24 protein-coding genes are annotated in these 24,968 nt (G+C 67.6%); 8 read left to right on the plus strand and 16 right to left on the minus strand.

All coding sequences use genetic code 11. From position 1 onward, the window contains the following. The first annotated feature begins 337 nt into the window (after positions 1–337). Both AB6730_RS12945 and AB6730_RS12950 read left to right on the plus strand, forming a co-directional pair. Entirely contained in the window at positions 338–682 is a 345-nt protein-coding gene (locus AB6730_RS12945) for a hypothetical protein (protein WP_371024015.1), read from the plus strand. Continuing rightward, on the plus strand, positions 664–1,197 hold the full coding sequence (locus AB6730_RS12950) for a prepilin-type N-terminal cleavage/methylation domain-containing protein (protein WP_371024016.1): 534 nt from the start codon (positions 664–666) through the stop codon (positions 1,195–1,197). The genes AB6730_RS12945 and AB6730_RS12950 overlap by 19 nt, the downstream gene beginning before the upstream one ends. A 67-nt stretch (positions 1,198–1,264) precedes the next feature. Here the strand turns inward: AB6730_RS12950 and AB6730_RS12955 are convergent, their stop codons facing one another. Beyond that, entirely contained in the window at positions 1,265–1,423 is a 159-nt protein-coding gene (locus AB6730_RS12955) for a hypothetical protein (RefSeq protein ID WP_371024017.1), read from the minus strand. Here AB6730_RS12955 and AB6730_RS12960 point away from each other — a divergent pair. Together AB6730_RS12960 and AB6730_RS12965 are read left to right on the plus strand one after the other, a co-directional pair. Beyond that, positions 1,422–2,441, plus strand: a complete 1,020-nt coding sequence (locus AB6730_RS12960) for a N(4)-(beta-N-acetylglucosaminyl)-L-asparaginase (protein WP_371024018.1) — start codon at positions 1,422–1,424, stop codon at positions 2,439–2,441. The two genes, AB6730_RS12955 and AB6730_RS12960, sit on opposite strands and share 2 nt — an antisense overlap. Positions 2,442–2,443: 2 nt before the next feature. Further along, positions 2,444–3,163: a copper homeostasis protein CutC gene (locus tag AB6730_RS12965; protein ID WP_371024019.1), complete on the plus strand. Its 720-nt coding sequence runs from the start codon at positions 2,444–2,446 to the stop codon at positions 3,161–3,163. A gap of 4 nt (positions 3,164–3,167) precedes the next feature. Here AB6730_RS12965 and AB6730_RS12970 read toward each other — a convergent pair whose 3' ends face one another. The 8 genes from AB6730_RS12970 to AB6730_RS13005 all read right to left on the minus strand — a co-directional run bounded on the left by AB6730_RS12970 (position 3,168) and on the right by AB6730_RS13005 (position 12,813). Then, entirely contained in the window at positions 3,168–4,763 is a 1,596-nt protein-coding gene (locus tag AB6730_RS12970; protein WP_371024020.1) for an ATP-dependent DNA ligase, read from the minus strand. Next, on the minus strand, positions 4,763–5,785 hold the full coding sequence (locus AB6730_RS12975) for a ligase-associated DNA damage response exonuclease (RefSeq protein ID WP_371024021.1): 1,023 nt from the start codon (positions 5,783–5,785) through the stop codon (positions 4,763–4,765). Before AB6730_RS12975 ends, AB6730_RS12970 begins: the two co-directional genes overlap by 1 nt. A gap of 61 nt (positions 5,786–5,846) precedes the next feature. Further along, entirely contained in the window at positions 5,847–7,610 is a 1,764-nt protein-coding gene (locus AB6730_RS12980; RefSeq protein WP_371024022.1) for an ABC transporter transmembrane domain-containing protein, read from the minus strand. Positions 7,611–7,665: 55 nt separating this feature from the next. Beyond that, positions 7,666–8,268, minus strand: a complete 603-nt coding sequence (locus AB6730_RS12985; RefSeq protein ID WP_371024023.1) for a YigZ family protein — start codon at positions 8,266–8,268, stop codon at positions 7,666–7,668. After that, on the minus strand, positions 8,265–8,948 hold the full coding sequence (locus AB6730_RS12990) for a hypothetical protein (RefSeq protein WP_371024024.1): 684 nt from the start codon (positions 8,946–8,948) through the stop codon (positions 8,265–8,267). The genes AB6730_RS12985 and AB6730_RS12990 overlap by 4 nt, the downstream gene beginning before the upstream one ends. A 1-nt stretch (position 8,949) precedes the next feature. Further along, positions 8,950–9,504: an RNA polymerase sigma factor gene (locus AB6730_RS12995; RefSeq protein ID WP_371024025.1), complete on the minus strand. Its 555-nt coding sequence runs from the start codon at positions 9,502–9,504 to the stop codon at positions 8,950–8,952. A gap of 16 nt (positions 9,505–9,520) precedes the next feature. Further along, on the minus strand, positions 9,521–11,245 hold the full coding sequence (locus tag AB6730_RS13000; protein WP_371024026.1) for a von Willebrand factor type A domain-containing protein: 1,725 nt from the start codon (positions 11,243–11,245) through the stop codon (positions 9,521–9,523). Positions 11,246–11,301: 56 nt separating this feature from the next. Then, positions 11,302–12,813, minus strand: a complete 1,512-nt coding sequence (locus AB6730_RS13005; RefSeq protein WP_371024027.1) for a diguanylate cyclase — start codon at positions 12,811–12,813, stop codon at positions 11,302–11,304. Between the two features lie 252 nt (positions 12,814–13,065). Here AB6730_RS13005 and AB6730_RS13010 point away from each other — a divergent pair, with 252 nt between their 5' ends. Further along, on the plus strand, positions 13,066–13,443 hold the full coding sequence (locus AB6730_RS13010) for a DUF427 domain-containing protein (protein WP_371024028.1): 378 nt from the start codon (positions 13,066–13,068) through the stop codon (positions 13,441–13,443). A gap of 23 nt (positions 13,444–13,466) precedes the next feature. After that, positions 13,467–15,665: an ergothioneine biosynthesis protein EgtB gene (egtB, locus tag AB6730_RS13015; RefSeq protein WP_371024029.1), complete on the plus strand. Its 2,199-nt coding sequence runs from the start codon at positions 13,467–13,469 to the stop codon at positions 15,663–15,665. A gap of 47 nt (positions 15,666–15,712) precedes the next feature. Here the strand turns inward: egtB and pgaD are convergent, their stop codons facing one another. The 6 genes from pgaD to AB6730_RS13045 form a co-directional block, all read right to left on the minus strand. Then, positions 15,713–16,156 (minus strand): poly-beta-1,6-N-acetyl-D-glucosamine biosynthesis protein PgaD, encoded by a 444-nt coding sequence (gene pgaD, locus AB6730_RS13020; protein ID WP_371024030.1) that lies wholly within the window; start codon positions 16,154–16,156, stop codon positions 15,713–15,715. After that, positions 16,153–17,403, minus strand: a complete 1,251-nt coding sequence (pgaC, locus tag AB6730_RS13025) for a poly-beta-1,6-N-acetyl-D-glucosamine synthase (protein ID WP_371024031.1) — start codon at positions 17,401–17,403, stop codon at positions 16,153–16,155. The genes pgaD and pgaC overlap by 4 nt, the downstream gene beginning before the upstream one ends. After that, positions 17,400–19,274, minus strand: a complete 1,875-nt coding sequence (pgaB, locus tag AB6730_RS13030; protein WP_371024032.1) for a poly-beta-1,6-N-acetyl-D-glucosamine N-deacetylase PgaB — start codon at positions 19,272–19,274, stop codon at positions 17,400–17,402. The genes pgaC and pgaB overlap by 4 nt, the downstream gene beginning before the upstream one ends. Positions 19,275–19,279: 5 nt before the next feature. After that, positions 19,280–21,334: a poly-beta-1,6 N-acetyl-D-glucosamine export porin PgaA gene (gene pgaA / locus AB6730_RS13035; protein WP_371024033.1), complete on the minus strand. Its 2,055-nt coding sequence runs from the start codon at positions 21,332–21,334 to the stop codon at positions 19,280–19,282. A 224-nt stretch (positions 21,335–21,558) separates the two neighbouring features. After that, on the minus strand, positions 21,559–22,902 hold the full coding sequence (locus AB6730_RS13040; RefSeq protein ID WP_371024034.1) for an ATP-binding protein: 1,344 nt from the start codon (positions 22,900–22,902) through the stop codon (positions 21,559–21,561). Next, positions 22,899–23,609 (minus strand): response regulator, encoded by a 711-nt coding sequence (locus tag AB6730_RS13045; protein WP_371024035.1) that lies wholly within the window; start codon positions 23,607–23,609, stop codon positions 22,899–22,901. The genes AB6730_RS13040 and AB6730_RS13045 overlap by 4 nt, the downstream gene beginning before the upstream one ends. 163 nt (positions 23,610–23,772) lie before the next feature. Here AB6730_RS13045 and AB6730_RS13050 point away from each other — a divergent pair, with 163 nt between their 5' ends. Continuing rightward, a complete protein-coding gene (locus AB6730_RS13050) occupies positions 23,773–24,012 on the plus strand; it encodes a hypothetical protein (RefSeq protein WP_371024036.1) in 240 nt (79 codons plus the stop codon). After that, positions 24,009–24,758 (plus strand): MipA/OmpV family protein, encoded by a 750-nt coding sequence (locus tag AB6730_RS13055; protein ID WP_371024037.1) that lies wholly within the window; start codon positions 24,009–24,011, stop codon positions 24,756–24,758. The genes AB6730_RS13050 and AB6730_RS13055 overlap by 4 nt, the downstream gene beginning before the upstream one ends. Positions 24,759–24,764: 6 nt before the next feature. Here AB6730_RS13055 and AB6730_RS13060 read toward each other — a convergent pair whose 3' ends face one another. Continuing rightward, positions 24,765–24,956: a hypothetical protein gene (locus tag AB6730_RS13060; protein ID WP_371024038.1), complete on the minus strand. Its 192-nt coding sequence runs from the start codon at positions 24,954–24,956 to the stop codon at positions 24,765–24,767. Between the last annotated feature and the right edge of the window lie 12 nt (positions 24,957–24,968).

A 24,968-nucleotide genomic window follows, 5' to 3' on the forward strand; every position in this document is an offset into this window, starting at 1 on the left:
GGATCGGCCTGGACGGCCGATCGTTTTCGCTGAGGCAGGAGCCGAATCGGAAACCCCCGCCCGACCGTCCGAGCCCGCAGGGGCGCCAGCCATAGAACACGGCCGCGCAGCGGCATCCCTTCCCAAGGGACGGCACCGCCTGTCGCGCCGAGGGTGGCGCCCGGCAGCTCCGCAGCCACGCCGCACACAACGAATGCGAGGGCGAAGCCGAGCCATCACGAACTCCGGGAAGAATTTTCGCTACCCAGTTTCGCCCACGCGCAACGGCATGGTTTCCGACGGTCGCCTTTGCCGTTTTCCGGCAGCGTGCACAGGCGTGGCATCGGACCCTGTGGGGATGCGACATGTCTCCGGCTCGTCCCTCATCGAATCGCTCGTCGCATCGGCGGTGTTCGCCATCGGCAGTGCGTCGACCGCGGCTTGGGTCGCGCAGTCGATGGCCGTCGATGCGAGGGCGTCGCGGCTCGTCGCGGCGACCACGATCGCGGTCAGCGTGGAAGCACGCATACGCGCCGGAGGCGGCACCGTTTCCGATGACGACCTGCGCGTGTTCCAGGCCGCGCTCATCCGACGAATGGGACCAGCCGCCAGCGGTTCCGTGACCTGCGAGCCGCCCGCGGCCTGCGTCATCCGGATCGCCTGGGCGACGCGCGAGGTCCTGTCATGGCCGTTCGATCGGTGACGGCTCGTGGGATGACGTTGGTCGAACTGCTCGTCGGGCTGGCGGTGGCCGCGATCGTCGCCGTGGTGGCCATGACCGGTTTATCGATCATGGGACTCGCCATCATCCGCCAACGTGCGGCGACCAGGACGAACGACATGGTGTGGCTGGCGCACGCGGCGATCGCGCGGGACCTGTGCGTGTCGCGCCGATGGAAGGGCTGTATCGAGGCACGCGGTTGCACGGCGCAGACGGTGCACGGCGGCACGCCGGCACTGGTGCTCGACCACGCCGAGTGGTTCGCCGACGGGGGACTCTGGCGATGCGAAGGATCGGATTGCGGGACGTATCTCGACGGCATCGTCGGCATCGAGTTCATCGCCTTGCTGCAGGACGATCGCGGCTCCCTCCGTCAGGTGCCATTCGCCCCGATCCATGAAACCAAGGCAAGTGCGCTCGAGGTGGTGCTATGGACGGCGGATGGACGTCCTTACAGCCGGACGACAGGCCGGAGTGGTTGTGCGCCGGCTCACTGAGCGCGGCGCCATCTTGCTCTTGGTGCTGGCGGTGCTCGCGATGATGGCGATCCTCGCGGCCTCGTTGTCACGCTCGGCACGGTCGCGGGTGCTGGCCGCGCAGGAATTCCATCGGGCGGAGATGGAAGCCCGGCACGGCCGTGTCCTCCATGGTGGCGAGGTTGGCGACGACCATGCGACCATCGACGATGGCGCGGCCGGCGCGTCGTCGAATGAGGCAATCCATGGATCGCAGACGATTCCTCCAGGGGGCGACGATCGCCTCCGGCGTGGCACTGGCCGCCAAAGGCATCGCTAAGGCGGCTCCCGCCACGACCGCCGCGGGGATGGTTCCGCGTGTGTGTTCCACCTGGGACTTCGGCGTGGCCGCCAACCAGGCCGCCTGGAAGGTGCTCTCCTCCGGCGGGCGCGCTCTGGATGCGGTGGAGCAGGGCGCCCGCGTACCGGAGGCCGACCTGCGCAACCATAGCGTCGGCCGTGCAGGGTATCCGGATCGCGACGGCAAGGTCACGCTCGACGCCAGCATCATGGACGAGAACGGCAACTGCGGCGCGGTGGCGGCGATCGAGCATATCGCCCATCCGATCTCCGTCGCGCGGCGGGTCATGGAACGCACGCCCCACGTGTTGCTGGTGGGCGACGGCGCATTGCAGTTCGCGATCGAACAGGGCTTTCCCCGCGAGGAGTTGCTCACCCCCGAATCGGAAAAGGCCTGGCACGAATGGCTGAAGACGGCGAAGTACAAGCCGGTGGCCAATAGCGAGGTCAAGAGCTACAACGCGGGCCCCGGTGGAACCCCCGGCGATGCCAGCAACCACGACACCATCGGCATGCTCGCGATCGACGCCAAGGGCAACCTGTCCGGCGCGTGCACGACCAGTGGCATGGCCTGGAAGCTGCACGGGCGCGTGGGCGACAGCCCGATCATCGGCGCCGGCCTCTATGTCGACAACGACGTGGGTGGCGCGACCTCCACGGGCGTGGGCGAAGAGGTGATCCGCAACGTCGGCAGCTTCCTCGTCGTGGAACTGATGCGCCAGGGCCGCTCGCCCGAAGACGCATGCCGCGAGGCGGTGGAGCGCATCCTGCGCAAGAAGCCGAACGCGAAGGATCTCCAGGTCGGCTTTCTCGCGATGGACAAGAAGGGCAACGTCGGCGCCTGGGCGATCCAGAAAGGTTTTTCCTATGCGGTCTGCGATGCGGCGAAGCAGGATGCGTTGATTCCCGGCAAGAGCAGCTACTGACCATGGCCCTGCTGGAGATCGCGGCCAATTCGGTGGCATCGGCGTTCGCCGCGCAGGAAGGCGGCGCGGGACGCGTCGAACTGTGTGCCTGCCTGGAAGAGGGCGGCGTCACGCCTTCGCACGGCACCATCGCGCTGGCGCGCGAAGGCCTGAACATTCCGCTCTACGTCTTGATTCGTCCGCGGGCGGGTGACTTCGTCTACGAGAACGCCGAGGTCGAAGCCATGCTCGACGACATCGCGCATTGCCGGGCACTCGGCTGCGACGGCGTGGTGGTCGGCGCGCTCACCGCCGAAGGCGAAGTGGATAGGGACGTCTGCGCCTTGTTCGTGCGCGCGGCCGAAGGCATGGGGCTTACCTTCCATCGCGCATTCGACCTCGTCGACGACCAGTCCTCCGCGCTGGAAACGGTGATCGATCTCGGGTTCGAGCGCGTGCTCACTTCCGGAGGCATGCAGAGCGCGGCGGCCGGTGCCTCGTCCATCGCGCGGCTCGTGGCCCAGGCGGGAGGACGGATCGTGGTGATGCCGGGAGCGGGTATCGAGCCGGGCAATGTCCTCGACCTTCGCGAGGCGACACGCGCGCGCGAGTTCCACGCATCCGCGAAGAAACGCCTTCCCTCGGCGATGCGCCGGGTCCCCGGCGATGCGCTCGGCATGGGCGCGGGCGAGATCCGCACGGACGTCGATTCCGTCCGCGCGCTGGTCACCGCCCTCGCTTGATGCCTCAGCTCGCCGCCAGGTGGCGGAGGTCGTCGAGCTTATCGGCGTCGTGGATGCCGAGGTCGGTACGCCAGCGCAGGATGCGCGGGAAGCGCACGGCCACGCCGGCCTTGTGACGGCCGGAGGCCTGGATCGCCTCGAAGGCCAACTCGAACACGTGCGTCGGCTCGACCGAACGCACCGGGCCGAAACGGTCGATGGTGTGCGCGCGTATCCAGCGGTCGAGCCGGCCGATCTCGTCGTCGTCGAGTCCGGAGTAGGCCTTGGCCACGGGCACGAGCGCATCACCATCCCACACGCCGAAGGTGTAGTCGGTGAACAAACCGGAACGGCGGCCGTGGCCCGGTTGCGCATAGATCAGCACGGCATCGATCGTGTAGGGATCGACCTTCCACTTCCACCAGTCGCCGCGTTTGCGGCCCACGCGGTAAGGCGAGTCGAGCCGCTTGAGCATGAGGCCTTCCGTGCGGCGCTCGCGCGACTCGGCGCGCACCGCCGTCAACGCGTCCCAGCCGGGCGCCGGTATGGCGGGCGAGAGCATCAGCGTGGGACGCCGTTCCTCGACCAGGCTGGCGAGCATCGCGCGGCGCTCGGCCAGGGGACGCTCGCGCACGTCCTGGCCGTGCAGTTCGAGCAAGTCGTAGGTCATCAGGCGCACGGGCGTATCGGCGAGCAGTTTCGGCCCGGGCTTGAGCTTGCCGATGCGCTTCTGCAACGCTGCGAAGGGAAGCGGATGCGCTTCGTCGAGCGTCCATGCCAGGATCTCGCCGTCGATCACGCAGCCGTCCGGAAGATCGCGTGCCGATTGTTCGATCTCCGGGAAGCGTCCATCCAGGCGTTCTTCGCCGCGCGACCAGAGCAAGGTTTCTCCTGCCCGGCGCATCAGCTGGGCCCGGATGCCATCCCACTTCCACTCGGCCAGCCATTCGCCGACATCGCCGAGCGACGAGACCTCCTGTTCCAGCGGCGAGGCCAGGAAAAACGGATAAGGCCTCTCTCCCGCATGCTCGTCGGCACGCTCGGGGCCGGCCAATGCCTGGAAGGCCGTGGCGCTGGGCGCCCAGGTACCGCTCAGCCGGTGTGCGATCAGGTCCGTCGGCAGGTTCGCCCATTGCGCGAGCGCCTGCACCACGAGCCGGTGCGACACGCCGACTCGCAGCGACCCGGTCAGCAACTTGTTGACCAGGAAGACCTGGCCACGTGGCAAGGGACGCCACCATTCGCGCAGGAGGTCGATGCGTTCGGACGATTCCAGCGCGTTGAGTGAAGGCAGGCGCGCTTCCATCCATACATGCAGCGGCGTGTCCTCCTGCTCGTCGCCGCCGCTTGGCAGCATCAGTGCGATCGTCTCCGCGAGATCGCCCACGTGCTGGTAACTTTCGTCGATGAGCCAGTCGGCATAGCCCGCTTCCGCGGCGAGCGCGGCGCGCAGTTCGGTCGACGTGGCGGTTCGCTTGAGCTTGCCGCCGCCCAGGACGTAGACGGCCCATGCCGCGTCTTCCGGCGGGGCCTCGGCAAAGTAGGCCGCCATCGCGTCACGCTTGGCGGCGGTGGACGAGGTGCGATCGAGCACGTCGAAAAGGGCGGCGAAACGGCGCATCAGTCGCCTTCCTCGCTGCCGCGAAGCTCCGGCATCCGTCCACCGAGCGCGCCTAGCGGGAAGGCCTCGTGGCCGTTCTCGCGCAGGTGGCGGATCAAGGCCTCGCCGTCGCCATGCGTGACGTAGATGCGCTTCGCGCCGCAGTCTTCCACGCTGCGGATGAGCCCCGGCCAGTCGGCGTGATCGGACACGACGAAGCCGCGATCGTAGCCGCGGCGACGGCGTGCGCCACGCACCTGCATCCATCCGGAAGCGAAGCCGGTGGAGGCCTTGGCGAAGCGGCGCATCCAGGGCGAACCCGCGGCCGACGGCGGCGCCATCACCAGTTCGCCGGCGAAATCCTTTCCGCGGGCGGATTCGCCCACGGCCTCGGTAGGCAGCATGTGCACGCCCGCCTCGCGGTATGCCTCGACCAGCCGCAGCATCGCACCATGCAGGTGTACCGTGCGGTCGGTGCGCGTGGCCAACTCGGCGAGCAACCGCTGTGCCTTGCCCAGGGCGTAGCAGAACAGTACCGCCGGCACGCCGCGTGTCGCGCACTCGTCCAGCCAGTCGAGGATCTCGTCCACCACCTGGCTCATGGGCGGCCATCGGTAGATCGGCAGGCCGAAGGTGGATTCGGTGACGAAGATGTCGCACGGCACCGGTTCGAAGGGATCGCAAGTGGGGTCGGGCTCGCGCTTGTAGTCGCCGGATACCACCGCGACCTTGCCGCATCCTTCGATGCGGACCTGGGCCGCCCCGAGGATGTGACCCGATGGATGCAGGGACACGCAGGTCCCGCCCAGCGTGAAGGCTTCGTTCCAGTCGTATTCGTGGAGCGTGGCCGAGGTGCCGAGGCGTTCGCGCATCAGTCCGACACCGGCACGCGCTACGTGATAGCGCGCGCTGCCCACCCGGGCATGGTCGCCGTGCGCGTGCGTGACGACCGCGCGGGCGACCGGCTGCACCGGATCGATGAAGAAGTCGCCCGCCGGGCAATAGAGGCCTTCGGGGCGCGGCAGCAGCAGGTCGTCGTCCATGCGGCCGAAGGTAGGCGGCGGATCGTCAACAGCGCGAAAACGCCGCGGTGCCGCGGTGGGATCAGGCCACGAACTGCAGGCGTGCCAGTTCGGCGTAGAGGCCGCCCTCGGCCAGCAGGCTCTCGTGCGTGCCTTGCGCCACGATCCGGCCGCCATCCATCACGACGATGCGATCGGCGCGCTGCACGGTGGCCAGGCGATGTGCGATCACCAGCGTGGTACGGCCCTTTTCGAGACGTTCCAGCGCGTGCTGGATGGCCGCTTCCGATTGGGCGTCGAGCGCCGAGGTGGCTTCGTCCAGCAGCAGCAAGGGGGCATCGCGCAGGATCGCCCGGGCGATGGCGATGCGCTGCTTCTGTCCGCCGGACAAGCGCACGCCGCGTTCGCCCAGCGCCGCTTCGTAGCCGTCGGGCAGGGCGGCGATGAAACCGTCCGCTTCGGCGAGGCGCGCGGCTTCGTGCACCTCGTCGTCGGAGGCGTCGGCGCGGCCGAAGCGGATGTTGTCCGCGGCGGTGCCGCCGAAGATCACGGTTTCTTGCGGCACCAGCGCGATCGCGCCGCGTAGTTCGGGCAGGGCGAGTGCGCGCAGGTCGATGCCGTCGAAGCGAATGGAGCCGGAGCGCGGATCGTGGAAGCGGAGCAGCAAGCTGAAGACCGTGCTCTTGCCCGCGCCCGACGGCCCGACGAGTGCCACGGTTTCACCGGGCGCGATGTCCAGGTCGAAGTCGGAGAGGGCGGCCACGTCCGGACGCGACGGATAGCGGAACTCGACATGCTCGAAGCGCAGCGATCCGGTGACCGGCCGCGGCAGGGGCTCCGGCGCTTCGGGCGTGAAGATGCCGGGCCGCTCGGCGAAGAGTTCGCCGATGCGTTCCATGGCGCCGGCGGCACGCAGCACGTCGCCCCAGACTTCGGACAGGCCGGCCACCGAGCCGGCGGCGAAGATCGCATAAAGTACGAACTGGCTCAGCACGCCCGGCGCGAGATCGCCCGCGATGACGTCGCGCGCGCCCGCCCACAGCACCAGGGTGATGGCGCCGAAGATCAGCACGATCACGGCGGCGGTCAGCAGCGAACGCATGCCGATGCGGCGGCGCGCGGTCGCCAGGGCGAGGTCGATGGCGCGGGCGTAGCGGCGGCTTTCGATCGGTTCGCGCGCATAGGCCTTGACCGCCTGCGCGGCGTTCAGGGTTTCGTTGGCGACCGCGGCGGCATCGGCGATGCGGTCCTGGCTGTGCCGCGAGAGCTTCTGTACCCGGCGGCCGAAGACCAGGATGGGCAGCATCACCGCGGGGATGACCAGCGCGGTGAGCCCCGCGAGGCGCGGGCTGGTCCAGGCCATGGCCGCCGCGGCGCCGATCAGCATCACCACGCTGCGCAGCGCCACCGAAATGCCGGAGCCGACCAGGGTCTGCACCACTTCGGTGTCGGTACCCAGGCGGGAGGTCAGCTCGCCGACGCGGGTGCTTTCATAGAAACCCACGTCCAGCCCGATCACGTGCTGGTAAAGGGTGGTGCGCAGCGAGGCGAGCGAGCGCTCGCCGAGCAGGGCGATGCAGTAATACCGGGCGGCCGTGGCGATGGCCAGGACCACGGCCACGCCGAACAGGCCCAGGAAGGTGCCGTTGATCGTGGCGATGCTCGAGGCGAGGAAGCCATGGTCGATGATGTGCCGCACCGCCACGGGCAGGAGCAGCGAGGCGCCGGACGATATGCCCAGGAACACGAGCCAGCCGATGGCGAGGCCCTTGTGCGGCTTCAGGAACGGCCAGAGGTTGCGCAGTGCCCCGATCTTGCGTGACTTCTCCCTGCGTTCGTCGCTCATGCTCGCTTCGCTTCCGGATTCATTCGCCAACGGATGGGGCCATCCGGTGCAGTATTCAACATGGGTCGACGCGGCGGGGGTGCACCTTGCCCCGGGTCAGGTCGACGATCCGCGCGGCGATGGCGTCCAGCCGGTCGACCGGCGCCCGTACGCTCAATTCCGCGCCATCGGCGACGAAGGTCTCCCGTTCGATGGTGGCCTCCATCTCGCGCAACCGTGCCGAGACCAGGGTGAGTTCGCCGAATTCGCAGCGCAGCCGCAGGCACCCGGTGGCGATGATCGGCAGTCGTGGGGCGAGGCGCAGGCACTCCGCGGCCGTCCCGCCATAGGCGCGCACGAGCCCTCCCGCGCCGAGCTTGATCCCGCCGTACCAGCGCGTGACCAGCACGGCGACGCGATCGCAGCCCTGACCGTCGATGGCCTGCAGGATGGGGCGCCCGGCCGTGCCTCCGGGTTCGCCGTCGTCGTTGAACCGGTAGGCGTCGCCGATGCGATACGCCCAGCAGTTGTGCGTGGCACCCGGATCGCCCACCGATTCGAACCATGCCAAGGCGTCGGCCGGCGATTCGACGGAGATGGCCTGGGCGAGAAAGCGGCTTTTCTTGATGTCTTCCTCGTGCCGCCAGGGCGAGGCGAGGGTTTCCAGCGGTGCGCTCAAGGGGTCAGGTCGCGCAGGTCTTGTGGCAGGTCGTAGTGAGGATAGCGCTCGCGCAGTTCACGCAGGCGCCGCAAGGCTTCCTCGCGTTCCCCCCGGCCGAGCAGCTGCCGGATCTCGCCGACGCGGTCGTCCGGACCGAGTTCCGTCTTCATCGCGCGATCGGACACGACGCCGAAGGCCCGTGGGGCCGGTTTGGACACGGCCGATGACTTGGGTGCCGGTGCGAATGCCTGCCCCGATGCTTGCGCCGGTATGGGCGGCGCAGGTGCCGCTGCGGGCGCGGCCGGTGCCAGTGACCGTGCCGGTGCCGAACGGCGCGCCATCCTCGGCTGGGTTGCCGCGGGTGCCGACTCTTGCAGGACGACAGGAGCGCTTGCTGGCACGGGCGCGGTGGATTCGATGCGTTGCGTCGTGGGAGCGGAAAGCGTCCCCGTCGCGTCGGGGCGGCTGTCGCGCAGCTGCCAGGCCAGCCCGGCGGCCAGCACCAGCACCGCAGCCGATCCCAGCGCGACCGGCCAGCGTGCCCGGCGGCGAGCCGGTACCGCACGATCGGCCTGCGCGAGCACCGCCGCATCCAGCGCGGCATCGGGCTCGGCCTTTGGCAGGCGCGCGTAGAGCGCCGCGAGTTCGCGCTCGCCGGGCAGGTCGTCGTCGTGGGGCGGTGGCGTGTTCGGGTTCATGTCATTCGGCAACGAGTTCTCGTATCCGCGCCATGGCGTAGCGTAGCCGCGATTTCGCGGTTTCCTTGCCCACGCCGGTCACGGCGGCGATGTCCTCCAGGGATAGTTCGTTCTCCATGCGTAGCACGAAGGCCGTTCGTTGTTCGTCGGGAAGGCTTTCGATCGCGCGTTGCATGCGCCGGCGCAGTTCGAAATCCGAAAGGGCGTGATCGGGTTGCTCGCGTTCCGGAGCGGCCTGTGCGGCGAAGACCGCCTCGGCCTCTTCGGCACCGGCCCGTGGACGCTGCCGACGGAAGCTGTCCACGGCCAGGTTGTGCGCGATCTGGAGCAACCAGGTACTGAACTTCGCCTCAGCGCGATAACGCTGCCGAGCGACGATCACGCGGCTCCAGGTTTCCTGGAACAACTCGTCGGCGACTGTCCGGTCCTTCACCGTCTTCAGCAGGAACCGGTACAACGGGCCCTTGTGCTTCGCGTAAAGCTCCCCGAACGCGGCCGCGTCCCCGCCCGCCCAGGCGAGCATCAGCCCGCCGTCGTCGGTAAGGGGAGCATCCATGGACGGGGAGGTTACCTTATCGCCGCGGGGATTCCGCGACCGGCTCGGTCGACATCCCGCCGGCCATGCTCGCCAGCCTCGACATCTCCGCGCGGTAGCCACCTTCGTCCTTGCCCTGTGCGCCACGCGCCAACTCGGCGACCTTGTCGTAGCCGAAGCCGTCCACGTACTTGCCGCCGCGCAGGTTTTCCGCGAACGCCGCCACCGCCGCGGCGAAACGCAAGCGCTCGCTCGCTTGCCCGGCGACATCCGCGGACAAGGGTTGCTCCATCAACTGGCTCGCCCCGCCATCCGGCGCCTTGTAGCGCAGGCGAAGGAAACCGAGTTCGCCGGACGCGGGCGTGTCTTTCGCGGAGGCGTAACGCAGCGGATCGACGCGTGCACCCTTGGAGCCTTTCAGCGTGATCTCGTACAACGCGGTGACGCGGGCACCCGCGCCGATCTCGCCCGCATCGACGGCATCGTTGTTGAAATCCTCCCGTGCGAGAACGCGCTTCTCGTAGCCGATCAGGCGGTACTCGGCGACGACTCCCGGGTTGAATTCCACCTGGATCTTCACGTCCTTGGCGATCGTCATCAGCGTCGCCGACATCTCGTCCACCAGCACGCGGCGCCCTTCGCCGAGGCTGTCGATGTAGTGGTGGCTGCCGTTACCGGCGTCGGCCAGTTCCACGGCCATCTCGTCGTTGTAGTTGCCTTCGCCGAAACCCAGCGTGGTCAGCGCGACGCCGCTCTTCCGTTTTTCCGCGATGCGATCCTTCAAGGCCTGCACGCCGACCGTGCCGACGTTGAAGTCGCCGTCGGTGGCGAGGATGACGCGGTTCACGCCACCCTTGATGAAGCCCTTCGCCGCCTGCGCATAGGCGAGGTCGATGCCGGCGGCGCCGTTGGTGGACCCTCCCGCGCCGAGCGCGTCGATGGCCGCGGCGATCTTCGCGTGTTCATTACCCGGCGTGGAAGGCAAGGCGACGCAGGTCGCGCCGGCGTAGGTCACCAGCGAGATACGATCGGCCGCGCGCAGTTTCGGCACGATCTGCTTCAGCGAGGCCTTGAGCAGGGGCAGCTTGTCCGGCTCGTCCATGGAGCCGGACACGTCCACGAGGAAGACGAGGTTGGCCGGAGGGATCTCGCTGGCCGGCACGCTGTATCCCTGGATGCCGATCAGCAGCAGCTGGCGCTCGGGGTTCCACGGCGCGGGCGCGAACTCCGTGGTGACGCCGAACGGTTTCGCACGACTTTCCGGCACGGTGTAGCCGTAGTCGAAGTAGTTGATGAATTCCTCGGTACGGACGGCGTCCACCGGCGGCAGGCGGCCTTCGTTGAGCATGTGGCGCACGTTCGTGTACGAGCCCGTGTCGACGTCGACGCTGAAGGTGGACACCGGATCGCTGGCGGCGAGATGGACGGGATTCGGCGCGCGATGCGCGTAGTTCTCGCGGTCGACGGGCAGGTAGGGTGCAGCGATCGCGGTGGCGTAATTGGCTTGCGCCACGGATTCGACCAGCCCCTGCGGAGCGGCCTTGGTCATGGCCGGCGGTGCGGGTGCCGCGGCCGGTGCGACCATCGGACGTGAGAACATCCGCCGAACCGGCATGCCTTGGCCTGGCTGGCAGCCGGTGTCGTCGGTCGATGGAGGTGGCGTGTCGTGCCGTGCGGCGAAGGCATCGCCCGAGGCGGCCACGCCGGTGGCGGCGACCGCGCCGGCGAACAGGAGGGACAAGGTGACGCGGAGCGTGTTCATCGTGCATGGCCTCGTGGGTGACATGACGGTGAAACGCGGGAAGGGGGGAATCGGGGTTAACCGATCTGACGCGATTCGTTCAGTCGAGGCGGGCCAGCGCGCGTTTCCTCGCCCGCGCTCACCCGGTTCCGGCCTGTCTGCTTGGCACGGTAGAGCGCGCGGTCGGCGGCGTTGAGCAGGTCGAGCGGGCCGCCGTGCGCACTCACCTGCACATGGGCCACGCCGATGCTGATGGTGACCACGCCGAAGGGGCTCGACGGATGGATGATCGCCAGCGCCTCGATCTGTGCCCGCAGGTCCTCGGCCAGGGCCAGGGCTTGGGGAAGGCGGGTGCCGGGAGCGATGACGGCGAACTCCTCGCCACCGAACCGCGCGACGAAATCGCCCGCGCGAACGCCGCGTCCGATCAGCCCACCGACGAGGGAGCGCAGGCAGTCGTCGCCCGCGAGGTGGCCGTAGCGGTCGTTGTATTCCTTGAAGAAGTCGACATCGATCATCAACAGGGAGATCGGTTCCTGCTGTCCGGGGCGATGCCATTCGCGCAGGAGGCGTTCGTCCAGCGCGCGCCGGTTGGCCAGGCCGGTGAGGCTGTCGACGAAGACCAGGCCCTGCAACTCGTCGCGGCTGCGCGACAGCCGGTATTCCTCCTCCACCAGGCCGACCTGGGCCAGGGTGCCGCGCAGGCCGATGCCGATCACGGCGGCGATGGCACCCACGATGCCCAGCGTGGGGTAACCCGGGATCACCATGAGCCCGAAGCCCAGCACGCTCATGGCCAGGAAGGTCGGGCTCGCGCTCTGCACGAAACGCACGAGGTAGACCGGTGGATGCCAGTGCCGCCTTGGCTGGCGCATCGTCGCCGTGACGAAGAGGGCGAGGAAGGGCAGGTCGAGCAACGCGTCCCAGGGCGACGTGCCGAATTCCGGATGTCCACCCAGCGCCACGTAGTGATTGTAGAAATAACCGGAAAGCGCATAGGTGACGAAGAACGCCGTCACGCCGCGAAAGAAGAAATGGTCGTCGGCGCGGTCGGTCGCCAGGTAACGCAACGACGACGCCAGCGCGAGGCAGGCGTTCTCGAAATCGAGCATGTAGGCGATGTCGATCGCCTGTTGCGTCGCCATCGCGCCCTGCACCGACACGATGGAGAACGTGCGCACGTAGAACAGCACCCCGAGCAGGGCCGCCAGGGTCAGGTCGATCGTGACGGCCCATTTCCTGCGCGCCGGCACGGGCGCCGACGAGACGGCCACCAGCACGGGCAGCACGTAGAGGATGTAGAAGAACATGCTGTCGCCGGGCGCCGGGTTGGAGTTTTCCAGCACGTAGTTCTGCCGGGCGGACAGCGACATGCCCACGGTCCACAGGACGAGGCTGGCGAACAGCAACCACCAGCGACGGTCACGCGGCGGCCCCGAGCGCCGCCAGGCCATCACCACGCTACCCAGCGCCAGCGCCGCGACGGTGAAGAAACATATGTAGGAAACCTCCATGCCCCCGGAAGGCATGTTCGCCAGTGCGATCACGTGAGCCAGGACGATGGCCGCCGCGACGATGACTGCTTTCATGGCGTGCCTCCCCCTGCCTGCAACGCAATAGTCATATCGGCGGGGACGGCGGGAAGTTGAGGTCCATGAACGGATGTTAAGCCTGGGGCGAGCCAAGATGTGAAGGTACTGACGGACCGGGGCGGCGGTTTTCCGGTCCAAGACGCCAATCTTTGCCTATCGGTAATCTCACCTGTTCCGGATCGTCGTCTTGGATTCCCTGCGTAGGGGTCGCAGGATGTCAGCCTGATTTCGTCATCGAAGGAGCGTGCCATGTCCCCGCATCCCGTGAAGATCCCCGGCCCCGACCATCCCATCACGATCGAGCCAGCGGGTGGCAGGGTGGTGGTGCGTGACGGCGACCGGGTCGTCGCCGATACCCGCGACGCGCTCGTGCTCAAGGAGGCCAGCTACCCGGCCGTGTTCTACATCCCCCGTGCCGATGCCGACATGGCCTCGTTGCGCCGGACCGAGCACCATACGCATTGCCCTTATAAGGGTGAAGCCTCGTATTACAGCCTTCCGGGCAACGAGGAAAGGGCGATCAACGCGATCTGGACCTACGAGGAGCCCCACGAGGCGGTGTCGTCGATCCGCGGTCACCTCGCCTTCTATCCCGACCGCGTGCGCATCGAGCACACGCCCGGCTGACCGCCCCGCCACGGAGCCCATCCATGCAAGCTTTCGTCGACACCTCCTGGGCGCCCGGCGCCGCCTCCCGCCGCGCCGGCACGAGCGCCACCGCCGTCCGATGTCAGCCCGGCCTTTCGCTCTCGGAGCGTTACGACGCCGTGCGGGCGCGTACCGAGGCGCTCGTCGCGGCGCTCGGCCCCGAGGACATGGTCGTCCAGTCGATGCCCGATGCGAGCCCCGCCAAGTGGCACCTGGCGCACACGACATGGTTCTTCGAGACCTTCCTGCTCGGCCCGAACGTGCCCGGCTACGAAGTGTTCGATGCCGAATTCGGGTATCTCTTCAATTCCTACTACGAAGCCATCGGCCCGCGTCATCCACGGCCGTTGCGCGGCTTGCTGACCCGGCCGCCGACCGATCGCGTGATCGCCTATCGCCATCACGTGGACACGCACATGCGCGCCTTCCTCGCTGGCGCGGTGGGGTCCGAGCTGGAAGCGCTGCTGCGGCTCGGCTTCGCCCATGAGGAACAGCACCAGGAATTGCTGGTGATGGATGTGCAGCACCTGTTCGCACAGTCGCCGCTGAAGCCCGCCTTCGATCCGGCCTGGTCAGCACCGGCCCCCGGTCCGACAGGCCGCTTCCGTCCGATGGGCGGTGGGCCGGTGCGCATCGGTGCCGTCGACGAACCCTTTGCGTTCGACAATGAAAGTCCCCGGCACACGGTCTGGCTGGAGCCGTTCGAGATCGCCGACCGCCTGGTCACCAACGGGCAGTGGCTGGCCTTCATGGCGCTCGGTGGCTATCGCCGCGCCGACCTGTGGCTTTCCGACGGATGGGCGCAGCGTCAGGAGGAAGGGTGGGAATCGCCGCTCTACTGGCAACACGACGGCGAGGCCTGGTCGCACATGACGCCCGGCGGTTGGCGTCCGGTCGATCCCGACGCGCCGGTGACCCACGTCAGTTACTACGAAGCGGAGGCTTTCGCGCGCTGGGCCGGCGCCCGGCTGCCGACGGAAGCGGAGTGGGAGCATGCCATGCGTACACGCGACGACCTGGAGCAGGTCGACGATGTGGCCTGGCAATGGACGGCCAGTTCATATTCACCGTACCCGGGGTTTCGCGCGGCGGACGATGCGGTCGGCGAGTACAACGGGAAATTCATGATCGGCCAGATGGTCTTGCGTGGTGGCGCCAGCGTCACGCCATCCGGACACGCGCGGGTCTCGTACCGCAATTTCTACCGGCCTGGGCAGCGCTGGATGTTCAGCGGCGTGCGCCTCGCGCGCGATCCCGCGTTCACGCCGGATGGCGACCGCCTGACTTTCCTGCGCGACACGCTGGCCGGGCTGTCCTCGTCACCGAAGACCTTCTCGCCGAAGTATTTCTACGACGGGGCGGGGTCCGAGTTGTTCGAGGCGATCTGCGTCACGCCGGAGTATTACCCGACGCGCACGGAGACGGCCTTGCTTCGGGAGATCGCGCCCGCGCTCGCCGCGGGTATACCGCAAGGCGCCGTGCTGCTCGAACTTGGCAGCGGTGCTAGCGACAAGACGCGGATGCTGCTCGACGCGGCGCCGTGGATTTCCGCCTATGTTCCGGTGGACATCAGCGCCGCCGCGCTCGATGGCGCGGTGACACGTTTGCGTGAGGCTTATCCGTCGCTCGCGGTGCATCCGGTGGTGGGTGATTTCACCCATGCGATCGAGGTTCCGAAGGCCTTGGCGGGACGTCCCGTCGTGGCGTTCTTCCCTGGTTCCACCATCGGCAATTTCACGCCCGCGGAGGCCATCGCCTTGCTGCGTTCGGTGCGGGAACGACTTGGGCCGGGTGCGCGCTTCATCGTAGGGGCGGACCAGGTCAAGGACGTGGACGTATTGCTCGCCGCCTACGACGATGCCGCCGGCGTGACCGCCGCGTTCAATCGCAACGTGCTCGTGCGCATCGACCGTGAACTGGGCGGCGATTTCGATCCCGCGGCATTCGAACATCGCGCGGTATGGAACGCGGAACTCGAACGCATCGAGATGCACCTGGTGAGCCGCGAGGCGCAGCGGGTGACGGTGGCGGGGCAGTCGTTCGCCTTCGCCGCCGGTGAGTCGATCCACACGGAGAATTCGCACAAGTTCACGCCGGCGTCGTTCGCGCGGCTGGCGGAAGCGGGCGGGTGGCGGATCGAAAAGGAATGGGTGTCGGCGGCGCCGGCGTTCGGGGTGTTTTCCCTGGTGGCGGCTTCGTAGGGCATCGCGGCCCAGGCCGCTTCCCACCTTGGAAGGAGCCTCACCTCCTACCGAACCTCGTCCACCTTCATATAGCCGCCATCGGACACGCTCACCACCGAGCGCCGGTGCCCCTGCATCTTCACCGCATCGTCCACCGAGGCCCCGATCGCCGAGGCGGTCTCAGCGACGCCCACGGGCTTGTTGCCGCGCCGTTTCTGCTTCCCCGCGAAACGGGCGTGGTTGTAGCCCGACCAGCTGGTGAACACGACCGCGCAGGCGATGGCCACGATGAGGATGACGTTGATATCGCCGCCGTCGCCGATCGGGCCGAGCACGTGCAGCTGCAACCAGGCGCTGCGCACGCCGAACGCCCACGCGCCCAGGGTGAGCAAGGGCAGCCACAGGAAGACCCAGAACAGCCAGGCGAAGATGGTAACGGTGGTGAATACCGCCTTCTGCGCCGTCGATTGGCGTTCCGGGCGCTGGATCAGGATGGCTTCGGCTTTCATCGCAGTCCCCTGTCAGGGCTGACCCAGACCGCGCGCGTGCCCTTGCGCTTCAGCAAGGCCTTGGGCATCGCGACGATCGAGGTCGCCGTGTTGAGCAGCCAGTACACCAGCGGGTACCAGATCATCCAGTAGTAGTTGCGGCCGATGCGCGTTTCGTAGCGGCGGTCGACCAGTAAGCTGATGAGGAACTGCAGCAGGCAGATCGCACCGAGCACGACACCGTGCCATTGTGGCAACAGCGTATCGATGTACAGCGACGGTGGCAGTTCGATAAAGCAGCCGAGCACCCAGAGCACGATGATGACGGCCATGGTGTATGACCAGAGCAGGCTCATCACGTATTCGAAGGCCACCGGCCACATGCGCCGCTGGCGCCACTTGAACAAACGTCCGGTGTATCGCAGCAGCACCTCGGACCCACCCTGGGCCCAGCGCAGGCGCTGCTTCCACAAACCGCGCAGGGTCTCCGGCATCAGTATCCAGCACAGCGCGTTCGGTTCGTAGCGGATTTCCCAATGGCGCATCTGCAACCGCCAGCTCACGTCGATGTCCTCGGTGACCATGTCGGTGTTCCAGTAACCCACGTCGTGCAGCGCGCTCTTGCGGAAACAGGCGATCACGCCGGACACCGTGAAGATGCGCCCGTACACGCGCTGCGCACGCTTGATCAGGCCGATGATCGAGGAAAATTCGCCGACCTGCAGCTTGCCCAGCAAGGTGGAACGGTTGCGGATGCGCGGATTGCCCGTGACCGCGGCGACGCGCGGGCTTTCGAGCATGTGCATCATCATCCAATGGGTGGCGTAGTCGTCGAGCAGGGCGTCGCCGTCGACACAGACGAGGAAGTCGGATCGCGCGGCGAGCGCCGCCGCACGCAGGCCCATGGCCTTACCCTGGTTGCTCGACATGTGGATCACGCGCAGCGCGGGGTATTGCTCCATCAGCTGGTCGAGCTGCGCGCCGGTGTCGTCGGTGGAACCGTCGTTGATCGCGATGATCTCGAAGTTCGGGTATTGCTGCGAGGCGAGGTGCGCGATGGTCTCGCGTACCTGTTGACCCTCGTTGTGGCAAGGTACCACGAGGGTCACCATTGGATACTCGGGCAGCATGTGCGGCTGCACGCGCGCCGGCTCGCGGCGCTCCCAGCGCACGAAATAGATGATGCCGCCGCTCATCCAGATGAGTGACATCACCAGGGGGTAATAGAAGGCGAACTCGAGTAGCGCGTGCAGGATGCCGCTGTTCATCGCGCGGGCTCCCGGTAAGGATAATCGGCCGCCGAGATATACGGGCGTATCGCTTCCAGGGCGGGATGGTCGTGGACGAAGTCGTCCGGGTAGTAGCCGATGTGGCGCGCACCCGCGGCCTGCACGGCGCGCATGCGCGCGGCGAGGTCGCGGTCGACGATCGGCTGGTGCGTTCGCCAGTCTTGCGTGGCGAACTCGAACAGCGTGCGTTCCATGGCCCCCGGTGTGGCGTTCACCTGCGCGGCCAGCTTGCGGTACCAGCCCAGCCGGTCGGTCTGCCGGTCGAGCTGGGGCATGGCCATGATCGCGGTCATGTCGTAGGCGCTGTTGAAGGCAGGCAGCGCCTGCGCGAACCAGGCCTCGGCTTTCGGCTGCAGGATGGGCCGCGCGTAGATGTTGCGCGCGGTGAGCAACTGCGGGCGCCAGCGTTTCATCCGCTGGGCCAGCTCCAGCGTGAAATCGATCAACGCCTGCGTGTTCTGCGCAGGCGTGTTCCCCGCCCACGGGCCGAGGTTGTCGGTATCGCGCAGGTAGGCGTCGTCGGAGAACAGCACGCCGGCTTCGTCGGCGTGCATCGCCAGGTCTTCATAGACGTCGCCGATCAGGCCACGCACCCGGGTGTCGTATGGCGCCAGGCGGTAGTGGTCGCCGCCGGGCTTCGGCTCGTCCGCCAGCGAAGGCAGGTCCTTGCCGTTCGGAAAACGGAAGGCCAGCACCGGCATCCATGCATACACGCGAACGCCGGCGCGGGTACGCAACTGCCACGACACGCGCGAGAAGAGGTCGGCTCGCACCGGCAGGTGGCGGTTCGGAAAATACACGGCATCGGCCACGCCATCGCCGTCGGGGTCCGCATAGGCCTGCAACCACACCACGCTCGGATGCATGCGCTTGATCCGGTCGAGCAGGCGGGACAGGTTGCGATCCTGCTGGGCGGGATCGGGATCGTATACGTAGTCGAGATCGACCTGCACGGCGCGCATCGGGTCGACCCGCGTCTGGTGGCGCATCAGCCAGCCAAGGCGGTTGGCGGTGACGTTGCCACTGACCAGCAGGCGCGGGATCGTGCGTCCCGGAACCAGGTTGGGCAGGTTGTCGCCGAGGCTGAAGGTCACCGTCATGCCCAGTTCGCCGGCGATGTCACGGCCTACCTGGGTATACGCGCCATACGGCCACGCGATCGCGCGCGGCCGCACGCCGATGTGCTTCTCGATCTCGTCCGCGCTGTGTGAAAGGTCGGCGCGGATACGATCCGCATATTCGCCGGCGGTTTCGTAACGCTGCTTCGCCGTGTCGTAGGCCAGCGCCGCCGCCGTGGGCAGCAGGTTGCCTTGCGGATTCGCGTTCAGGCCCTGGTGCATCTGCCAGGAGTGCGAAGCGAACTCGACCAGGTGCGAGGCGTGCATTTCCGCGACCTGCTCCCAGGTCAGGAAGCACGAGCGGTCGCAGTCGGCGCCGTTGTAAGGCATGCGCTGCCCCGGTGCCATGTCCATCCAGGAGCCCACCAGTGCCTGCACCGCGGGGTAGTCGTAGGCCCGCAACAACGGGTAGACACGCGTGTAGAAACTTTCCAGCCCGTCGTCGAAGGTCAGCAGGACGGCGTGGGCGGGCAGTGGAGCTCCGCCGTGGCTGGCTTGCACGACCTGGTCGAGGCTGACGACGTGGTAGCCGTTGGCCTTGAGCCAGTCGAAGTGGGCGACGAGATGATCGGTGCTGGTGGCGTCGGGATCGCGATCGGCGGTCAGGCCGACGTCGTCGCGGACATCATGGTAGGCGAGCACGATGAGGCGCGGCTGCACGGATGCGGCCGGCTGCGCGAACGCAGGAAGCGCGAGCCCCAACAGGGCAAGCAGGATCAACAGCGGGCGCATCGTTCTCATTCTCCCCAGTGCATCGTCAGGTCGAGGACGACGCGGTGTTCGCGGCGGCCGTCGTAAGGTTGGTTGTGCCAGCCGATGCCCCAGCCGAAATGCACGCCGGGGCCGGTCTGGATCGTCTGGCCGTAACGTACGGTGGCCATCCAGTCGGTGGCGAAGCCTTGTTCGGCGTATTGACCCACGGCCACGTCGATGCGCTGGGTCACGCTCCGCTCGTAGAACTGGCCGAGCAGGTTTTCCAGCCGGCCGGTGATCGCATAGCTGTGGTCGCGGCGCGGATTGAAGTAGGGGCGGTCGGTCCGCGTGTTCATCGAGCCGCCGAGTTCCAGGCCACCGTCGAGGGTGAGGTTCGGCGCCGTATGCAGGCGCTGCGTCAGCGCGGCGAGCCAGCCGGTGCGCTTGTTGCCGTCGCTGAAATCGTCGCGCGACAGGCCGAGCCGGGCCTGGGTGAGTTCGCTGGCACGCCAGGTCACGGCGGTGTCCAGCGTCTTCGCCGAGATGCCGTAGTACTGCGCACGCAACGGCGTGTCTTCGCCGGCGGTGCTGAAATCGGCGGCCCATGACCAGTGGTCGCTCAGCGACCAGTCGAAGCCGGCTTCGATCGCCGTCTTGTTCACGTAGCTGTCGGTCGCGGGCAGCGCCTGCACGTACGCTTCGAGGCCGCGGGCGTAGCCACGGATGCCGAAGCCCACGCGGCTGCGCCGCACGTCGCCCTCGGGCAGGTCCGCCGTCGAATACCGGCCGAGCGCGATCACGCGCCAGTGGTCGTCGATGAGCGGGCTGGCGATCGTCGCCTGGGTGGTGCCGTCGCGATCGCCGAAATCGGGGCTTGAGCCCTTGCCTTGCTCGGTCGCGAGGTCGAATTGCCATCCGCGTTCGCGATCCCACGAACGAAGCGCGCGCTCGACGCGGCCATTGCGATCGGCCAGGGTCTGGGCGAGGGCGAGGTTCTCGTCCACGCCCTCGTAGTCGTTCAGCACGCGGCTGGCATCGGCTTCGCCGATATACGCACCGACGTCGCGGCGATCGAGCGTCGCGGCGATGTTGAAGTCGTCCTGTGCGCGGCGCGGCCAGCCGCGGGCGAGTTCCACCATGCCCAGCTCGCGGCGTATCTGCGAATTGGCCGGCGCCTCGCGGCTGAGCGGTTCCAGCCGGGCATATGCTTCCGCCGGCATGTTCACGTACTCGCGCAAGGTCGCGGCGTTGAGGTCGGCATCGACCTTGCGCGCGTTCTGGATCGGCAGGCGAATGCCGGGCACGCGCTCCCACGCCGGCTCCTTCGCGGCCAGTTCGTCGATCGTCGTGAACGCCTTCGCCGTCTCGCCCGCCTCGAGGTTGGCGTACATCAGGCCGATTCGAGGTTCGCTTTCGTTGGCGCCGTAGGGGCCGGGGTCTTTCACGATGCTCGCCTCGTAGAGCGCGGCGGCTTCGGCCGGCCGGCGCTTCACCAGCAGGGCGTCGGCCACGGCACGTTGCACGTACGGCGGTAGCTCGACGCCCTGCTTGCGCAGGGTGTCGTAGCGCGAGACGGCCTCGTCCGCGCGGCCGGCGCGATCCAGGGCGACGAGCAGGTCGAGTTCCGCGCGCTGGCGCAAGCCGGCGGGCAACAGGGGATCGTCCGCCAGGCGGCGTGCGTCGGCCACCGCGCGATCGGCTTCCGCATAGGGATGGGTGGGGTCGGCGGGTTCGCCGTCGGCCCAGCGGATCTCCTGGGCGACGTGGTCGGCGTCGCGACGGTGCCTCGAGGTGGCATCCGGAGCCGGTCGAAGGCTTTCCGCCAGTTCCTTGGCGCGCGTCGTTGCGCCCAATTCCGTCAATAATGTGACGTTGAGCGCCTGCGCCTCATTATCGGCCGGCCAGCGGTCGAGGATCGCCTGGCATAGGGCGAGGGCGTCCACGCGGTGGCCCGCATCGCGTTCCTGGTGCAGCCTGGCCATCAGCGCATCGCGCTCCGCGGGCCTGTCGGCGGCCACGGCCAACGGTCCGTGCAGTGCCAGCAGCAATGCCAGGCACAACCGTCCCCTCGCCACACGCATGTTGCGCGGAGCTGTCATCGAATTCCGTCCCATCCTGTAAACATGATCCCTAACGGCCGTTCCGGATGGTCATTACCGGCACGGGATAAAAATGAAGAACGGTAGTTTCGCTGCAAGCACCGTGCCGAGGATAGCCAACGCCGCGAAAAGCCATGCCGGCCATCGCGGCTAGACCGAAAGGCATAGCCGCAACGCAAATTCCATCATCGCCTGTCGACGTGGCGTGTGCGCTTGCGGCGGGCTCAGGTCCGGGCGGATTCGATGGGCAAGAGCAGGGTCGCGGCCAGCCCGTGCGCCGTATTGCCCAATACGACATCGCCGCCGTGGCCGCGCACGATGCTGCGCGCGGTGGGCAGGCCGAGGCCGACGCCGCCGGTGTTCCGGTTCCGCGAGCTCTCGCCGCGGAAGAAGGGACGGAACACGGTTTCCTGCAGCGATTCGGGAATGCCCGGCCCGTTGTCGAGGATGCGCAGCCGCACGTGTTCGACGTCCGTATCGAGTTCGACGCGGGCCTGGCCGCCATAGCGCATGGCGTTCCCCAGCAGGTTCGCGATGGCCCGCTTCAGCGCGATCGGGCGGCCTTCGTAGATCAACCGGACGGGACCGGCGTAGGTCACCTCGCCGCCTTCGTCGCGGCCGTCGTCGATCACGGTCTGGACCAGCCCGGCGAGGTCGAAACGGGTGGGGGCTTCTTCCTCGCCGTCGCCACGGAAGAAGGCGAGGGCGGCGTCGATCATGGAGCGCATCTCGTCCACGTCGGCGAACAACTTGCGCTGTTGCTCGGCCTCGTCGATGTATTCGCCGCGCAGGCGGATACGCGTGAGCGGCGCCCGCAGATCGTGGGAAATCGCCGCCAGCATGTCCGTGCGGTCGCGGACGAAGCGTTGGATACGCCCCTGCATCTCGTTGAAGGCGCGCATGGCCACGCGCAGTTCCTGCGGACCCTCGGGACGTATCGGCGGCGCCTTCACGTCGGCACCGAAACGTTCGGCGGCCGCGGCGAGCCGGCGCATCGGCCGGGAGAGGTGACGGCTGGCGACGGCGGCCACGACCATGCTGGAGAACATCACGAACAGGCCGATCACCAGGTAGCGTGTGTAAGGGTGGACGCCCCAGATGCGCGTGGCGGTGTCGAAAGTCACCCAGCTGCCGTCGTCCATTTGCACGGCGAGCATGTAGTGGGTCTGTCCGGAGCGACCCTCGGGATCGTCGTCGTACGGGTCGAAGGGCTCGATCCTCCGCTGCCCGAGTATCTCCACCAGCGGCTCCTTGAAGGACGCCGCATCCTTGTCCGTGGGCGGCATCGGCACCTGGTCGCGCGTTGCGTACCAGTGTACGCCGTACTCCTCGTGATCCGAGATCGCGGCGGCCATGCGTGGCCGGTCGGCCGCGGGAGTGGCGGCCACGGCCTTCATCATGATGTCCATCTGCTTCAAGAGCCCGCTCCGGACGAGATCGGGACGAGCCCATACGCTGGCGAAGGCGATGACGGCGACATTGAGCAGCGTCACCATGAGGATGGCGAAGACGATGTTCACCATCAGCCAGCCGGCGAGCGTGTTCAGGCGCCAGTTGAATGCGCTCATGTGCTCTCCACCGGCACGGCGAACATGTAGCCGGCGTTCCGGATGGTGCGGATCAATTCCGGTGCCGCCGTGTCGTAGCCGAGTTTGCGGCGCAGGCGGCTCACCTGCACGTCGATGCTGCGGTCGAACGCCTCGTGGCGATTGCCGCGCGCGAGGTCGATTAGTTGCTCGCGCGTGAGCACGCGCTGCGGATGCTCGACGAAGGCCAGCAAGAGATCGAATTCACCGCCGGACAACGGGACGAGGGTGCCGTCGCCCGCGCGAAGCTCGCGACGTGCGACGTCGAGTTGCCAGCCGGCGAAGCGCACGGCCACGCGCGTACCGGTTACCGGCCCCGGTAACGCGGCATCCGCGCGACGCAGGATGGCCCGCACGCGCGCCAGCAATTCACGCGGATCGAACGGCTTCGCCAGGTAATCGTCCGCACCGACTTCCAGGCCGACGATGCGTTCGGAGGTGGCGCTGGTGGCGGTCACCATGATGATCGGCAGCGACGACTTCGCGCGCACGCGCCGGCATAGCGACAGGCCGTCCTCACCGGGGAGCATGAGGTCCAGTGTCATCAGGTCGTACGTGCCGCGCGCCAGCCGTTCGTCCATCGCCACGCCGGACGAGGCCACGTCCACCTCGAAGCCATTGCGTTCGAGGAAGCGCCGGAGGAGGGCACCGATTTCCTCGTCGTCGTCCACTACCAGGATGCGTCTCAAGCCCGTCTGTCTCGTTGCGAAAACACCGCCGTTATAGCCGCTGGCGCGCGCCAAGTCATTTATTTCACGGCCGAAACAATGTGTCGCCGGCGCAGGAAAACAGACAAATCGAAGCAAACCTCGATGGGCACGCTTGCAGCACCTCTCCCCATCAGGTGCCACGATGCGTCTGCCCGTCCTCGTTCGTTCCCGCCTGCGCGGCCGTCCACGCGATCCTTCCATCGAGGCGGTCGCGATCGCCTCGCGCCTCGAGCCCGATCGGGCGCTCCGCGATGACTGGTTCCACCACGATCCCATCCACGAACTTCGCGGCCTGACCGCGGAACGGGCCATCGCGTCGGGCAAGGCCGGTGAACTCGTGCGCCTGCTGCGATCCATCGAAGCGGGGAGGCGCGGACGATGACGCGTCGCTTCTTCTCCGTGGCGGTGGGTGGCTTGCTTGCCGTGCCGGCCGTTGCCCTGGCTGCCGAGGACGCCAGTTCTTCCTGGGCGCTCGGTGCGGGTTTTGGCGTGGTGCGCCGGCCGTACAAGGGCATGGACAACGATACCGTGGCGTTCCCTTTCATTCGCTATGAAAGCCAACGGCTCAACATCCTCGGCACCGGTGCCGACTTCAAGTTCGCTCCGGTCGGTGCGTTTTCGTTCCGCCTGCGTGCGCGTTACGACTTCGGCGACGGCTACGACGCCAGTGACTCCTCGTTCCTGCGCGGCATGGCCGACCGCAAGGGCGGGTTCCGGGCGGGTGCCGCCGTGGTCTGGCGGCCCGGTCCGGTGGAGATGTCGCTCGACTGGTTGGCGGGCCTTGGCAGCGCCAAGGGAAAGAAGGCCAACCTGACCCTGGCCGCGCCGTTCCATGCCGGGCCGCTGCGGATCACGCCGTATGTCGCCGCCGGATGGGTCGACCGCACCTATGCCACCTGGTATTTCGGCGTCCGCTCATCCGAGGCGCGTCCCGGTCGTCCCGCCTACGAGGCGGATGCGACGGTGAACTTCTCGGCCGGCGTTCGTGCCGAATATCCCTTCGCCCAGCGCCATGCCTTGTTCCTGGACGTGAGCGGCACACGCTACGGAAGCGAGATCCGCGACAGTCCCATCGTCGACCGGTCGAACTCGACGATGCTCCGGGTCGGCTACGCCTACCGGTTCTGATCCTCGTCAGGGGTTGACCGAGGCCTGCAAGGCGGCCGCCAGGCCGGCGTCGCCGCTCAGCACGTCCTTCCAGGCAAGCGAGACGCCGTTTCGCTTGCCCTTGGCTACCAGCTTCAGGCCGTCGGGGTCGATGGTGAGGGTATAGGCCTGGCCATCGACCTCGAGCTCGCGTTTGAGCGGTTTATCCAGCGGGGTCATGGGGCGCGCTCC

Source organism: Luteibacter sp. RCC_6_2, from assembly GCF_041360655.1.
Taxonomy (GTDB): Bacteria; Pseudomonadota; Gammaproteobacteria; order Xanthomonadales; family Rhodanobacteraceae; genus Luteibacter.

What these genes read in the sequence shown, in the direction of transcription:
- AB6730_RS13000 (WP_371024026.1), bottom strand. Translation starts at nt 11,245, where the DNA reads ATGAACACGCTCCGCGTCACCTTGTCCCTCCTGTTCGCCGGCGCGGTC.
- AB6730_RS12945 (WP_371024015.1), top strand. Translation starts at nt 338, where the DNA reads ATGCGACATGTCTCCGGCTCGTCCCTCATCGAATCGCTCGTCGCATCG.
- AB6730_RS13055 (WP_371024037.1), top strand. Translation starts at nt 24,009, where the DNA reads ATGACGCGTCGCTTCTTCTCCGTGGCGGTGGGTGGCTTGCTTGCCGTG.
- AB6730_RS12960 (WP_371024018.1), top strand. Translation starts at nt 1,422, where the DNA reads ATGGATCGCAGACGATTCCTCCAGGGGGCGACGATCGCCTCCGGCGTG.
- AB6730_RS13050 (WP_371024036.1), top strand. Translation starts at nt 23,773, where the DNA reads ATGCGTCTGCCCGTCCTCGTTCGTTCCCGCCTGCGCGGCCGTCCACGC.
- pgaD (WP_371024030.1), bottom strand. Translation starts at nt 16,156, where the DNA reads ATGAAAGCCGAAGCCATCCTGATCCAGCGCCCGGAACGCCAATCGACG.
- AB6730_RS12965 (WP_371024019.1), top strand. Translation starts at nt 2,444, where the DNA reads ATGGCCCTGCTGGAGATCGCGGCCAATTCGGTGGCATCGGCGTTCGCC.
- AB6730_RS12980 (WP_371024022.1), bottom strand. Translation starts at nt 7,610, where the DNA reads ATGAGCGACGAACGCAGGGAGAAGTCACGCAAGATCGGGGCACTGCGC.
- AB6730_RS12975 (WP_371024021.1), bottom strand. Translation starts at nt 5,785, where the DNA reads ATGGACGACGACCTGCTGCTGCCGCGCCCCGAAGGCCTCTATTGCCCG.
- pgaC (WP_371024031.1), bottom strand. Translation starts at nt 17,403, where the DNA reads ATGAACAGCGGCATCCTGCACGCGCTACTCGAGTTCGCCTTCTATTAC.
- AB6730_RS13060 (WP_371024038.1), bottom strand. Translation starts at nt 24,956, where the DNA reads ATGACCCCGCTGGATAAACCGCTCAAACGCGAGCTCGAGGTCGATGGC.
- AB6730_RS12950 (WP_371024016.1), top strand. Translation starts at nt 664, where the DNA reads ATGGCCGTTCGATCGGTGACGGCTCGTGGGATGACGTTGGTCGAACTG.
- AB6730_RS12955 (WP_371024017.1), bottom strand. Translation starts at nt 1,423, where the DNA reads ATGGATTGCCTCATTCGACGACGCGCCGGCCGCGCCATCGTCGATGGT.
- AB6730_RS12990 (WP_371024024.1), bottom strand. Translation starts at nt 8,948, where the DNA reads ATGAACCCGAACACGCCACCGCCCCACGACGACGACCTGCCCGGCGAG.
- AB6730_RS13040 (WP_371024034.1), bottom strand. Translation starts at nt 22,902, where the DNA reads ATGAGCGCATTCAACTGGCGCCTGAACACGCTCGCCGGCTGGCTGATG.
- AB6730_RS13010 (WP_371024028.1), top strand. Translation starts at nt 13,066, where the DNA reads ATGTCCCCGCATCCCGTGAAGATCCCCGGCCCCGACCATCCCATCACG.
- egtB (WP_371024029.1), top strand. Translation starts at nt 13,467, where the DNA reads ATGCAAGCTTTCGTCGACACCTCCTGGGCGCCCGGCGCCGCCTCCCGC.
- AB6730_RS12970 (WP_371024020.1), bottom strand. Translation starts at nt 4,763, where the DNA reads ATGCGCCGTTTCGCCGCCCTTTTCGACGTGCTCGATCGCACCTCGTCC.
- pgaB (WP_371024032.1), bottom strand. Translation starts at nt 19,274, where the DNA reads ATGCGCCCGCTGTTGATCCTGCTTGCCCTGTTGGGGCTCGCGCTTCCT.
- AB6730_RS13005 (WP_371024027.1), bottom strand. Translation starts at nt 12,813, where the DNA reads ATGAAAGCAGTCATCGTCGCGGCGGCCATCGTCCTGGCTCACGTGATC.
- pgaA (WP_371024033.1), bottom strand. Translation starts at nt 21,334, where the DNA reads ATGACAGCTCCGCGCAACATGCGTGTGGCGAGGGGACGGTTGTGCCTG.
- AB6730_RS12995 (WP_371024025.1), bottom strand. Translation starts at nt 9,504, where the DNA reads ATGGATGCTCCCCTTACCGACGACGGCGGGCTGATGCTCGCCTGGGCG.